Source organism: Chryseobacterium formosum (assembly GCF_026460885.1).
GTDB lineage: Bacteria > Bacteroidota > Bacteroidia > Flavobacteriales > Weeksellaceae > Chryseobacterium > Chryseobacterium formosus.
In genome coordinates this window covers 357,244-370,069 of sequence record NZ_JAOVZW010000008.1, presented here as the reverse complement: position 1 = coordinate 370,069, position 12,826 = coordinate 357,244, and the positions used below count along the sequence as shown (strand labels likewise).

General features: G+C 35.7%; 11 protein-coding genes. 9 read left to right on the top strand and 2 right to left on the bottom strand.

Annotation, left to right across the window (positions count from 1 at the left end):
* Window positions 1-208: 208 nt before the first annotated feature.
* From OF897_RS07985 to OF897_RS07950, 8 genes are all read left to right on the top strand, one after another.
* The gene (locus OF897_RS07985) at window positions 209-2,416 is read left to right on the top strand and encodes a hybrid sensor histidine kinase/response regulator (RefSeq protein WP_267265167.1); all 2,208 of its coding nucleotides are present in this window, start codon (window positions 209-211) and stop codon (window positions 2,414-2,416) included.
* A 163-nt stretch (window positions 2,417-2,579) separates the two neighbouring features.
* Window positions 2,580-3,128, top strand: a complete 549-nt coding sequence (locus tag OF897_RS07980) for an antibiotic biosynthesis monooxygenase (protein ID WP_267265166.1) — start codon at window positions 2,580-2,582, stop codon at window positions 3,126-3,128.
* Between the two features lie 411 nt (window positions 3,129-3,539).
* Window positions 3,540-4,097, top strand: a complete 558-nt coding sequence (locus OF897_RS07975) for a hypothetical protein (RefSeq protein WP_267265165.1) — start codon at window positions 3,540-3,542, stop codon at window positions 4,095-4,097.
* Between the two features lie 455 nt (window positions 4,098-4,552).
* The gene (locus tag OF897_RS07970) at window positions 4,553-5,599 is read left to right on the top strand and encodes a cupin domain-containing protein (RefSeq protein ID WP_267265164.1); all 1,047 of its coding nucleotides are present in this window, start codon (window positions 4,553-4,555) and stop codon (window positions 5,597-5,599) included.
* A 25-nt stretch (window positions 5,600-5,624) separates the two neighbouring features.
* Window positions 5,625-6,326 (top strand): YoaK family protein, encoded by a 702-nt coding sequence (locus OF897_RS07965; protein ID WP_267265163.1) that lies wholly within the window; start codon window positions 5,625-5,627, stop codon window positions 6,324-6,326.
* A 4-nt stretch (window positions 6,327-6,330) separates the two neighbouring features.
* Window positions 6,331-6,792 (top strand): redoxin domain-containing protein, encoded by a 462-nt coding sequence (locus tag OF897_RS07960; RefSeq protein WP_267265162.1) that lies wholly within the window; start codon window positions 6,331-6,333, stop codon window positions 6,790-6,792.
* 3 nt (window positions 6,793-6,795) lie between these two features.
* Window positions 6,796-7,314, top strand: coding sequence for a DsbA family protein (locus OF897_RS07955; protein WP_267265161.1), 519 nt, complete (start codon window positions 6,796-6,798; stop codon window positions 7,312-7,314).
* A gap of 336 nt (window positions 7,315-7,650) precedes the next feature.
* The gene (locus OF897_RS07950) at window positions 7,651-8,472 is read left to right on the top strand and encodes an alpha/beta fold hydrolase (protein ID WP_267265160.1); all 822 of its coding nucleotides are present in this window, start codon (window positions 7,651-7,653) and stop codon (window positions 8,470-8,472) included.
* A 248-nt stretch (window positions 8,473-8,720) separates the two neighbouring features.
* Here the strand turns inward: OF897_RS07950 and OF897_RS07945 are convergent, their stop codons facing one another.
* Window positions 8,721-8,912 carry a cold-shock protein gene (locus tag OF897_RS07945; protein ID WP_129536735.1) on the bottom strand — a complete coding sequence of 64 codons (192 nt, stop codon included), beginning with the start codon at window positions 8,910-8,912 and terminating at the stop codon, window positions 8,721-8,723.
* Between the two features lie 555 nt (window positions 8,913-9,467).
* Here OF897_RS07945 and OF897_RS07940 point away from each other — a divergent pair.
* Window positions 9,468-11,558, top strand: a complete 2,091-nt coding sequence (locus OF897_RS07940; protein ID WP_267265159.1) for an outer membrane beta-barrel protein — start codon at window positions 9,468-9,470, stop codon at window positions 11,556-11,558.
* 83 nt (window positions 11,559-11,641) lie between these two features.
* Here OF897_RS07940 and OF897_RS07935 read toward each other — a convergent pair whose 3' ends face one another.
* Window positions 11,642-12,808 (bottom strand): zinc-dependent alcohol dehydrogenase, encoded by a 1,167-nt coding sequence (locus tag OF897_RS07935; protein WP_267265158.1) that lies wholly within the window; start codon window positions 12,806-12,808, stop codon window positions 11,642-11,644.
* Window positions 12,809-12,826: the final 18 nt, after the last annotated feature.

Below are 12,826 nucleotides of genomic sequence, written 5' to 3'. Positions count from 1 at the left end.
GCCTTCCGCTCCCAATCTTTTTTGCAGACAATTTCAGTCTAAATAGAACTAAAGAACAAGCAAAAAAGGATTTCCGCTCAAGTCGGGCTGCGACAATTCGACGTTCTAATCAGAGCGCAAAAATTCCCCTCCCTTGGAGGGGTGACGAAAATTCGAAAGAATTTTTGACGGGGTGGTTTTCAACAATTCAAAATAAGTATAAACGCTTATGAAAAAAATATCCTCAGTAATGGGAAACAGAAGGTTCAGTTATTTCATCATCGTCACATTTATTGCGGGCTCTATCCTATTGATTGCGGTTCAAATCAATTCGGCTAAAAATACCAAAGAGCTTATTCAAAATAACAACCGACTTCTCAACGAGTTGCGTTCCAGCAACCATTTGCGTGAAATCGACCGTGATATTCTTGGCGTTGAAAGCAGAATCAGAGCTTCCATAGCGACCAACGACACCACTCATCTCGAAGGAATCGACCAAAAAATAAATCAGATAGAAAACTTTCTCGACTCACTTTCCAAAGACAATTCTGATGATGTTGAAGAAAAGTGGATTCACAGACTGAGCGTTCTCGCGATGGAAAAGAAAACGACGAAGGATAAATTACTGCTTCGTTATCACACTCTCGGAAATATGGACGACAATACTTCTATTGCCAATCCAAGAGCTCGAAAAATTTCGAACGAAATCACTTCCATCACTTCAAAAATCTACGAAAGCCGGAAACTTCATATGGTTGACCTCAGTAAAGAAACTGAAGCGATGGGACAAAAAGCGAGATTGTATGATATTTCCCTATTGATTCTTTTGATTTTAAGCGGTTCCATTGTCGGTTATCACATTCTTCGTCAGTTCAAACGTCAGCGGTTATTGATTCAGGAATTGGATGTTGCGGAGAAAAAAGCTTCGGTCGCTGCACAAACAAAAGAAAATTTCCTCGCCAATATGAGCCACGAAATCCGTACGCCCCTGAGCGGAATTTTAGGCTTTACCAACCTTTTGCAGAAAAGACCTTTGGATGAAACTTCGAAAGAATTTGTCTCGTCAATTCAACGTTCTGGGGAAAATCTGATGGCGATTATCAATGATATTTTAGATTTATCAAAAATCGAAGCCGGAATGATGCGCATTACCAAAGGAATATTCAGCATCAATGGATTGGTGAATTCTGTCGAAACATTTTTCGTAGAAAGAGCCAAGGAAAAAGGATTGACGATTTCAAGCAAAATAGATTCGTCCATTCCTGATACTTTGAATGGCGACGCAACAAGACTGACTCAAATTTTGGTCAACCTCATCGGAAATGCGATAAAATTTACGCATCAAGGAAATATTAATATAGAAATTTACAATAAACAGCAGACAGAAAACGAAGTCATTGTCGGTTTTAAAGTTTCTGACACCGGAATCGGAATCGATAAAGAAAAACTCATTGAAGTCTTCGAAAGATTCAATCAGGGAGAAGATTCTACAACCCGAAATTACGGCGGAACCGGACTTGGTTTATCGATTGTGAAAAGTCTGATTCAGTTGCAGAACGGCGATATCGAAGTCATCAGCGAACAGAGAAAAGGCACGACTTTCCATTTTTATATTCCATACACAATTGCAAAAGAACAGCTCAATGTAGTTCCAAAAGTTGATACTGATTATTTTAAAGATAAAACAAATGCGCCTTTGAAAGTGTTAATCGTGGATGACAATGCCATCAATCAAAGTCTAATGAAACATCTTCTTTCACAATGGAACATCGATTTTGAAACTGCCAACAACGGTCTGGAAGCGGTAGAATTTCTCAAAAATAATGATTGTGATTTGGTTTTAATGGATATCCAAATGCCACAAATGGACGGTTATGTAGCTACGCAAACCATCCGTGAACAATTGAAACTGAGCACGCCCATCATCGCAATGACCGCACACGCTTTGGCCGGTGAACGCGAAAGATGTATGAGCCGTGGAATGAACGAATACATTTCCAAACCAATAAAGGAAGACGAATTATTCAAATTAATCTCCAATTTTGGATTGAAAGAAAACGAAAAAACGGAAACAAAAGCTGAAGAAATCACTTCTAATTATGAGTTCATCGACCTTACTTATTTGAAGTCTATCAGCAATGGCGACAAGGATTTTGAGAGAACCGTGACGCAACAGTTTTTAGATAAAGTCCCAACTCATTTGCAGGAACTGAAACTGGCTTACGACAACAAAGATTTCAAATTGCTAAAATTGAGAGCGCACGATTTAAAATCGAGTGTCGCGATAATGGGATTACTTCCTTTATTGGAGGAAAAACTAAACGTTTTGGAATTAACCCAAGAAGAAAATCCAGAATCGAAACTAGCTCTGGAAGAAGTGAAAGATGTTTTGTTGAAATCTTTTTTTGAAACTAAATTATTTATGCAATCAATTTAAAAGCTCATCAATTGCGTCGGGTTTTAGCCCGATGATTAAAATATTAATAAACTCGGCTTTAGCCAAAATTTAGATTAAGTTTTGGCTAAAGCCTAACCTATTATTTTTCAGGAACGAACGGGCTAAAGCCCATTCCTATTGATTTTTAAAGACCAAAATTATTATGGAAACTCAAGGCGCATCCGTAGTCATCACGCACCACGTTCTCGACGGTAAACAAACCGAATATGAAAATTGGTTGGATGAAATTCTACCCGTAGCTAAGAATGCAAAAGGTTTTTTCGATTGGCAGATTGTGCGTCCGATTCCAAATCTTACTTTTGTTTACACCGTCATTATCCGATTTGACACCATTGAAAATCTCAGAAACTGGATGGAATCGGATACAAGAAGAAAACTGATTGACAAAGCGCATCCCTTATTCACAAAAGAAGACAATTACGAAATCAAATCTGGTCTGGATTTTCTTTTTTATGGCGAAAAAGAAAACAAAGTTCCTGTTCATTGGAAACAATATTTAGCAACTTGGTCTGCTATTTTTCCTTTATCATTATTGATGCAATTGCTGTTATTGCCCTCTTTAAGATTAATGAATATTCCTGCCAATCGTTATTTTGATACTTTCATCAGTACAGGATGTCTGGTGTTTTTAGTGATTTTTGTAGTGATGCCGAATTATACGAAGCTGATTAGGAAATGGCTTTATAAATAATTAAAATTAATTATAAAATAAAATCCGTCTCAATTTTGTTTGAGACGGATTTTTTGTTTGAGAGCTTTTCTTAAAAAACAACTTGTTTAAGCTCAAACTCAACTTGTATTTCCTCTGAACAACCTGTTTAAACTAAAACACAATTTGCATTTTCTCCAAACAATCTGTTTCAAACAAATATACTTTGCAGTTTGTTTCCCACAATTTGTTTGAGACAAAAAAACATTGCAGTTTCTTTCCCGCAACTCGTTTGAAATAAAACAACTTTTATCTCCGGAATATTACAATCTTATTTTTCTCATTTAACGACAGTTTCTGCCTGCTCATCGAAACCTAATTGATTTTGAAATTTGTTGAATGTAGCTTTACACCATCAAATTAACAAATACAAACAATTAAACTTTAAACATTATGGAAATTATTCAAACACCAGAAAACGCATTATCTCACTCTATAGTTACAGCGATTATCAATGCCCCAATCGAAAAAGTAAACATCGCAGATTGGTTACTCAATCTTCCCGACGCTGAATATCAGAGATGTTCTACGCAGCATATCGGAGCAGCTATTTCTACCACTTATGATGGCGAACCGGTTTCTTTAAACGTCGAAACAATCGGAGATGCTTTGATGGTTCAGCATTATGTAGCGGTAGAGCACCGTCCTGATTACTGCAGAATGTTATCTATCTCAGACTCTATTACCAAAGGCGGAAGAACAAAAGTTCAGGTTTTATGGGAACTGAAAGCTACTAAAATCGATGGCAACACGACTTTGTACACCAACGAAATTCACGCAACTGCAACGCCTGAAATGTTCGAATATCTAAAAGAACACAATGTTAATCTTGCTGATGCTGCCGCTTCAAGACAAGCCGCTTCCGACGCTCACAATCACGAAGAAACACCCAACTTTGCGAAAAGCATCGAAAACAAAGCATTGACAGGCAAATACAATCAGCCTTTTTAAAAAATCAACACATTATATTTTATTAAAATCATTGGAGCTGTCCAGTGATTTTTGTGTTTAGAATTGGTGTTTTATTTTCCGTAGTTTGTTTAAAACCAAGAATCTTGTTAAATTTTAAATTTTCTAAGGCTGTCATTTTGAGCGAAACGAAGTGGAGTCGAAAAATCTCAAATATCTGGATTTTAAAAGATTCTTCATTTCATAATGCTTCGCAAAATTCCATTCAGAATGACAAAAATAACTATTCAATAAGATTGAAGTAACTCTAAAAGATTGAAGTAACTCTAAAAAATTTTCATTTTGGTTTAAAAATATTCATCATCTACTCCATCATAAAACTCAACGACTCATTTTGCCTATTCACCGAATAAGGTCTGAAAAACCGCTGATTCAGGAGTAATTTTACAATAGAAATAAAGACAAACACTTATTAATAATCACTAAAAAATAATATTATGAAAACAGAATCTTTGAGTTTCAAATACGAATTAGAAAAAAAAGAACCAAGAACCAACGACGGCGGAACTACAAGAGGCGCCTCTGTAAAAGATTTCCCTGCTTCTATCGGCATTGCAGGCGTTTCTATGAGATTGCAACCCGGAAGTATGAGAGAATTGCACTGGCACGCCAATGCTGCTGAATGGGCTTACGTGATTTCGGGAACAGTTCGTACCACAATTATCCATCCCGACGGACACAGTTATACAGACAATTTTGAACCGGGTGACGTTTGGTATTTTCCAAAAGGTTATGGCCACTCGATTCAGGCGACGGGAACGGAAGAATGTCATTTCATTTTGATTTTTGATAACGGTAATTTTTCTGAAGACCATACGTTCAGTGTGACTGATTTTGTTTCGTCTGTACCGCCTGAAATTGTTGCGCAGAATTTAGGTTTAACTTTAGAAGAAATTGCGGCTTTACCTCAAAAAGAAGCCTACTTCGCAGCGGGAATTGTTCCGGATGAGATGTCTTTCGTTGCAGAAGCTCGCCCAAATGAATCTGATATTGAATTAACCAGTTTTCACCGTTATCCTTTGCATTCACAACAGCCGAGAATTGTTCCGGGCGGAGGTTTGCAGAGATTGGTTACGAGTAAAGAATTTCCTATCAGCAGTACAATGTCCGGTTCTATTTTAGAATTACAGCCGGGCGCTTTGAGAGAAATGCACTGGCATCCGAATGCGGACGAATGGCAATATTTTATTTCAGGACAGGCGGAAATGTCGGTTTTCTTAGCAGAATCTACTTGTGTTACAGAACAGTTCAGTGCCGGAGATGTGGGTTACGTTCCGATGGGAGCCGGACATTACATCAAAAATACAGGCGATACCGTTTGCAGAATTCTGATTGGCTTCAACAGCGGAAAATATGAATCGATTGATTTGAGCGAATGGCTGGCTGGAAATCCGAAAGATGTTGTTGTAACGAACTTTGGTTTGAAGGAAGGTGAAATAGAAAAATTCCCGACTGAGAAAGTTTTCATTCAGCCTAAGAAATAAGATTAGAATTAAATCTCTCTAAATAATGGATAATTCTGCCATCAAAACAAACCCTTCCGCTTCATCTGATTCGATTAAGATGCAAGAGAGATTGGCGATATTTTTAGCTTTGATTGCAGGATATATTGATGCAACAGGATTGATACAATGGAAAACATACGTGTCTTTTATGAGTGGAAATACAACTTCACTGGGAGCCGCCATTTCAACGGGTAAATCTGGAATTATTATCACATCAATTACAGTCATAAGTTGTTTTTTACTAGGAATTTACGTTGGAACCTGCCTGTCATTGTGGAAGAGAATTAAGAACCAAATATTAACATTTTATATAGTTTCCGTAATTCTTATTTTCTATTCGATAATTGCTTATTTTTATGATATTAATAATTTGTTTTCCATTGCAATTGTCGGATTTTCAATGGGAATGTCGAACACGATTGTGACTTCAGTAGGAAACCAAAAGGTAAATACAGATTTCGTGACTGGAACTCTGAACAGCCTGGCAATGAATACCGCAATGCTGACGATGGCAGATGATAAAGTAGAAAAACAAGAGTATAAATCCAACACTATTCATCTTTTGCTTTTGTGGATTGGCTTTTTATCAGGTGCGTTTATCGCCCCTTTCCTACTCGATTATTTTGGAAAATGGACCTTGATGATTCCTGCATTATTACTAATGATTTGCGGATTATTGATTTCAAAAAATAACTTTAAAAACTAATACTATGTTACAAAAAAACGATGTTGCCCCAGATTTCACTTTGTATGCAACGCCAGACCAGAAAATTACACTCTCAGAATTCAAAGGAAAGAATGTCATTCTCGCCTTTTATCCCGCCGACTGGAGTCCGGTTTGCAGTGACCAGATGGCTTTGTACAATGAAACTTTGAAGTTTTTCAAGAAATACGATGCAGAGATTTTCGGCATTTCTGTGGACAGCAAATGGTGTCATTTGGCATTTTCTCAATCAAGAAATTTACATTTTCCTTTGTTAGCCGATTTTGAAGCCAAAGGAGAAATCGCAAAACAGTATGGTGTTTATGATGATGAAGAAGGTGAATGTAAAAGAGCACTTTTCGTCATCAACAAAGATGGCATCATCGAATGGAGTTATCTGTCACCAACGGCCATTAATCCTGGTGCAGACGGAATTTTAGACGCTTTAGAAACCCTTAACACAAAATAAATTATGTCACTAAAACCAAACGTCAGCAACACTGACCACGCACAAGGCAACCTAGAAGCCGACCTCGTTATTGTAGAATACGGCGATTATCAATGTCCGTACTGTGGCGCCGCTTATCCGGTTCTGAAGGAATTGATGAAAGAATTTGCAAGTCAAATCAAATTTGTTTTCAGAAACTTTCCTTTGTCGGAAATGCATCAATATGCAAGACCAGCAGCAATTGCAGCAGAAGCAGCCAATCTTCAGGGGAAATTCTGGGAAATGCACGATGCGATTTATGAAAATCAAAGAGATTTGAATGAAAACTTACTGATGAAGCTGGCGGAACAATTAAAACTGAACATTCTGCAATTTGAAAAGGATTTGGAAAGTACCGAACTGGCAGAAAAGGTTGATTCAGACTTCGAAAGTGGAATCGTAAGCGGCGTGAACGGAACACCTTCTTTCTTTGTGAATGGAAAGAAATTCGATGGTGGCGCTGAGGATTTGTTTGAGCTTTTGAGGGAGAATACTGAGAGTTAAACCACAAAATGCATAAAAGATTTTTGACACTTAAGTAAATTATAAGTTCTTTTCATAACGTAAATAAGAACACTTAAGCTAATTTCTGAATTAAAATCGTGTTTTACACTGAATCTGCAGCCCGACTTGAACGGAGCTCATTTTTTGCTGGGGATTTAGCTTGGAAAAAAATAGCGGGAGTGGAAGGCGGAAATAGCTGCCCAAAATAAAAATTATCAAAAATGTACGATATTAAACTAGATTAACGAGAAACGAATTGAACCATCCTACATTTGCTAAAGAATTAAGACAACAAAATATAAAATAAATTAATCACAACACTTAAAAAATTAAATTATGAGCACACTAAAATTAAAAGACGGAACAGAGATTTTTTACAAAGACCAAGGCGAAGGACCAGTTTTGATGTTTCACCACGGATGGCCTTTATCATCAGACGATTGGGATGCACAGGTGATTTTCTTCCTGCAAAGAGGTTACAGAGTGGTGACGCACGACAGAAGAGGTCACGGTCGTTCCAGCCAGGATATTTACAATCACACGATTGAGCAATATGCTTCTGACGCAGCTGAATTGATTGAATTTTTAGATTTGAAAGATGTAGTTCACATCGGTCACTCAACTGGTGGTGGTGAAGTAATCCGTTACGTGAATAAATATGCTAACGGAAGAGCTAAAAAAGCAGTTTTAATCAGTGCAGTTCCGCCAATTATGGTAGCGAGCGACAGCAATCCTGATGGTGTTCCGATGTCGGTTTTTGATGGCATCAGAGATCAGACTTTGAACAACAGACAACAGTTTTACATTGATTTGACTTTCCCTTTCTACGGTTACAACAGAGAAGGTGCAGCTGTGAAAGAAGGTGTGCAGAGAAACTGGTGGAGACAAGGAATGATGGGCGGAATCGTTGCTCATTACGACGGAATCAAAGCGTTTTCTGAAACTGATTTCAGAGACGATTTGAAGAATGTTGATATTCCAGTTTTAGTTCTTCACGGTGAAGATGATCAAATCGTCCCTTACCAAAATGCGGCTTTGAAATCAATTAAATTATTGAAAAACGGAACGATAAAAACGTATCCGGGTTTTCCTCACGGAATGCCGACAACTCACGCAGATGTTATTAATAAAGATCTTTTGGAGTTTATTGAGGCTTAAATTGATTTAGAAGTATCAAAATATTTGATCAGATTCTAAGTTTTAAACTCAATAGTACTTTTAAAATTTATTTATCAGTTTTATGGATTTATGTTTTGATAGGTTCATAAAAAGCAAAATGACTTCATTTTAGATTAAAATGAAGTCATTTTTAATGCTTATTGTTTAAACTGTTATAAATAACATAAAAAAGAGCAGATAAATAAATTATCTGCTCTTCCTATATCATAAGTGTTAATTAAATGAAGTTACGCTATTTTAACGTTAACTGCATTAACACCTTTGTTCCCATTTTGTAAATCGAATGTTACGACATCATTTTCACGAATGTTATCTACCAAACCTGAAGTGTGTACGAAAACGTCTTGTCCACCTGTAGATGGAGTAATAAAACCAAATCCTTTAGTTTCGTTAAAGAATTTTACTGTTCCTTGTTGCATTGTAATATGTATTAAAAAAATTATTGTATTCTATTTTTAGGATTAATAAATCCACTGCTTTGATCAAAATCAAAACGATAATAAATTTTTGAAAGAAAAAAATTGGATGTATAGAATTTAAGAGTGAAAATCGAACTTCTTAAAAGGTAGAGCACCTAAAATATTAATGACAAAATTAAGCAAATCTTTTAGCAATAATTAATAAATAAACTAATTTAAATTTTAAATATGCTCAGACAAGCGTCTTATTATTTTACAAATATATGGTAAATAATTTGATTCTGCAATTATTTTATTAAAATACTTATATAAATTTTATTAATTTAACAATACGGTCTTTAATTGTTAGGGTAAATTTATCTGATATTGACTGTTACTATTAGATTCTAAGAGATATTCAGTAATAATTTTAAAGCATAAATTGACCAAATTTTCATGATTATGCTAATTTATAAGTTTGAATCACACCAATTATTCCAAATAATGTGAAATTTCTTTTGATAAAACGTTAACTTATTCTAAATTTGACGCCGATAATACTTGGAGGAAATTACAATGAAAAAACAAATAAGTTTAGCCTTATTTATAATAGGCAGCTTAGCTTTTGCACAGGAAAATACTACTACAGCTGTAAAAGATTCGGTTCACAATACAAAAGAAATTCAGGAAGTTCTGATTAAATCTCAACGCAAAAAACAATTTGTTGATAAAGCAGTTTACAGTTTCGATGAGGAAGCTTTAAAGAAAGCCCGGTATGCAAATGATTTATTACAAACTTTGCCAGAACTTCAGTTTGATCCTATCTCAAGCAGTATCACAAGTATAAAAGGCGGTAAATTTTTACTTTTAATTAATGGTGTCGAGTCTACAGAATTGCAGGCAAGAGGTATTCGACCGGAAAACGTTGTAAGAGTTGAATATTATGACAATCCTCCTACCAGATGGGCAACAAGAGCAGATACAGTAGTGAATATTATCACGAGAAATCCTGAAGTTGGTTTTGCAGCGGGAATTTCGGCAAGTACAGCTTTGACGACAGGTTTTATCAACGGACAAGCCTACGCCAATTATACGAATGGAAGAAATAATTTCGGACTTGAATATGGAATGAATTTCAGAGATTATGACAACCGTATAACCAACAGAGTGTACGATTATATCTTACAAAATTCACATTATAACACAAACGAAACCAAAAGAGATCATTTCGGATATACCTATCAGGATATTGCTTTGAGATACACCAATTCTTTGATGGATAATTATGTTTTTCAGGCAAAATTTTCGATGAATATTTATAATTATTTCTCTAAAGGAAACGGACAAAGTATTTTCACTAAAGACAATTCTTCAGAACTCCACGGAACTTCGCAATACAGCGGTGAAAATTATAATCCGCCAAAACTTGATTTATATTTCTCTAAAAAATTGGGTAAAAAGGATGAAATCAGCTTGAACGTAGTTGGCTCTTCTTACACAAGTGAAAGTTTTCAAATTGATAAAGAATGGGTAATCGGGTCCGGAAATGTCGTTTTTGATAATGATATGAATTTAAAAGCCAAGCAGAACAGCATTGTAGGTGAAGTTGCTTACACCCATGATTTTAAGGCTGGAAAATTAAGTTCAGGATATAGAATTGATAACAATAACGTAGACAATTCACTCCAGAATTTAGCAGGAAATTTTGATTATTCTGTTAATTATTTAACCCAATATTTTTATTCTGAATTTGCAGGAAAAAGCAAAAAACTGCTGTATCGTTTAGGTTTAGGTTTAACGAATATTCACAATAAAACAGCATTAACCACAGAAAATGATTGGACGATTACTCCAAAATTGATTTTAGGATATGAACTGAAGAAAAATCAAAGTCTGAGATTAACGAGCAGTTATACTCCTTACAGTCCCGGAAGCGCTACATTAAGTCCGAATATCAATCAGGTTGTTCCTAATATTGTCTCCACAGGAAATCCTTTGCTGAAAATACAAAAAGCATGGAACAATAATCTGAATTATGCTTACAACAATAAGTTTTTTGATTTTAATGCCTATCTTTTTTACAATTATGTAGACAATGCAATCAACAGCATGTATGTTTTGTATAATAACAATACTCAATATGCATTAACTTACGAAAATGCACAGTTCAGTTCACGTACAGGAATTCAATTGACGGGTTCTGTAAAGCCATTCGGAAGCAGATTATTGGTAATAAAAGCCAATATTTACCCAACAATGCAACGTGTGAAAACAAGTAACGGAGATTTGCTTAAAAATAATTATTTCGGAAATAATTTTACCATTTCATCAGAATACAAAAACCTGAGTTTGTCTTATATGTTTAATATCCCTGTTTACACTTTAAGCGGAGCATTTTTAAATACCAACGAAAACCAAAACCATATTTTTGCGAATTATAAAATGAAAGACTGGACGTTCACCACAGGAATGTACTGGCTAGGAATGCCATCAAGATACAAGACAAAAACGCTTGATGAAAGTTTGGTAAGTTATACCGGCACAACCAATATTTACAACAACAGAAATATGTTTATTGTAGGTATAGGTTACGATTTTGCCAAAGGTAAAAAGAATGAAGTCAACCGAAAACTGAATAACGATACAGCTCCTGCAGCAACTTTCTAAGAGTTTTATAAAAAAACATAAAAATAAGTCATGCATAATTTTATACATGACTTATTTTTTATTATTTGTTCTAAAATAACTGGTTATATCCAAGGATCAAGCACAACTTTCACACAGCCATCCTCTTTTTTATCAAAAATTTCATAACCTTTCGCAACATCATTTAAGGATAATCGATGAGTAATAATATCATCCAGTCTTACTTCTCCGTTTTCAACATGTTTCATCAATTTATCAATAATGGCATGAACAGGAGCTTGTCCGGCTCTTAAAATAATTCCTTTGTCAAAAATTTGTCCGAGTCTGAAATTATCATAATTTACAGCATAAACTCCTAAAACAGAAACAGTTCCACCTCTTCTTACGGCACTCATACAAGCTTCAAGAACTTTCATAGAACCTTTTTCAAAATTAATAACTGCTTTTGCTCGGTCTAAAAAATTACGTTCAGGCTCAAAACCTACTGCATCAATACAAAGATCTGCTCCCCTTCCGTTCGTCATTTCTCTGATTTTCTCCACAGTGCTTTCTGCATCTTCCCAAAGAATAGTTTCGCAACCTGTCAATTTTTTAATCTGATCTAAACGATATTGCAAAGTATCAACAATAATAACTTTACCGGCATTGTGAAGGATGGCACTTTTTACTGCCATTGAACCAACGGGACCTGCTCCAAATATTGCCACTGATTCCCCACCTTTCAATTCACCCCACATTACACCGGTGTAGCCGGTTGGGAAAATATCTGTTAAAAACAAAGCCTGCTCATCAGTTAAAATATCGGGCACTTTTCGGGGGCCAAAATTCGCAAAAGGTACTCTTACATATTGTGCCTGTCCGCCATTATAACCTCCATACAAATCTGTATAACCAAACATCCCTCCTCCTTTTTCGGTTAAAATTCCACCTTCAGGACCGTAATTTTCAGGATTTGAATTTTCGCATCCACCTGGAAGATCATTTTCACAGAAATAACAACATCCACAAGCTATAGGAAATGGTACAACCACTCTGTCGCCTTGGTGTAAATGGGTTATATTTCTTCCTGTTTCCACAATTTCACCCATAAATTCATGCCCCATTACCATGGGTCTGGGTTGCGGAATTCCGCCTGAATACATATGAAGATCGCTTCCGCAGATTGCGGTAGAAGTTACTTTTAAAATGATGTCATTTTCATCCTGAATAATAGGATCATCGACGGTATCACAGGTAATTTTACCTGGTGCGTGAAAAACTGCTGCTTTCATAATAATTATATTTTGTGA

What these genes read in the sequence shown, in the direction of transcription:
- OF897_RS07965 (WP_267265163.1), top strand. Translation starts at nt 5,625, where the DNA reads ATGGATAATTCTGCCATCAAAACAAACCCTTCCGCTTCATCTGATTCG.
- OF897_RS07960 (WP_267265162.1), top strand. Translation starts at nt 6,331, where the DNA reads ATGTTACAAAAAAACGATGTTGCCCCAGATTTCACTTTGTATGCAACG.
- OF897_RS07950 (WP_267265160.1), top strand. Translation starts at nt 7,651, where the DNA reads ATGAGCACACTAAAATTAAAAGACGGAACAGAGATTTTTTACAAAGAC.
- OF897_RS07940 (WP_267265159.1), top strand. Translation starts at nt 9,468, where the DNA reads ATGAAAAAACAAATAAGTTTAGCCTTATTTATAATAGGCAGCTTAGCT.
- OF897_RS07970 (WP_267265164.1), top strand. Translation starts at nt 4,553, where the DNA reads ATGAAAACAGAATCTTTGAGTTTCAAATACGAATTAGAAAAAAAAGAA.
- OF897_RS07935 (WP_267265158.1), bottom strand. Translation starts at nt 12,808, where the DNA reads ATGAAAGCAGCAGTTTTTCACGCACCAGGTAAAATTACCTGTGATACC.
- OF897_RS07945 (WP_129536735.1), bottom strand. Translation starts at nt 8,912, where the DNA reads ATGCAACAAGGAACAGTAAAATTCTTTAACGAAACTAAAGGATTTGGT.
- OF897_RS07975 (WP_267265165.1), top strand. Translation starts at nt 3,540, where the DNA reads ATGGAAATTATTCAAACACCAGAAAACGCATTATCTCACTCTATAGTT.
- OF897_RS07980 (WP_267265166.1), top strand. Translation starts at nt 2,580, where the DNA reads ATGGAAACTCAAGGCGCATCCGTAGTCATCACGCACCACGTTCTCGAC.
- OF897_RS07985 (WP_267265167.1), top strand. Translation starts at nt 209, where the DNA reads ATGAAAAAAATATCCTCAGTAATGGGAAACAGAAGGTTCAGTTATTTC.
- OF897_RS07955 (WP_267265161.1), top strand. Translation starts at nt 6,796, where the DNA reads ATGTCACTAAAACCAAACGTCAGCAACACTGACCACGCACAAGGCAAC.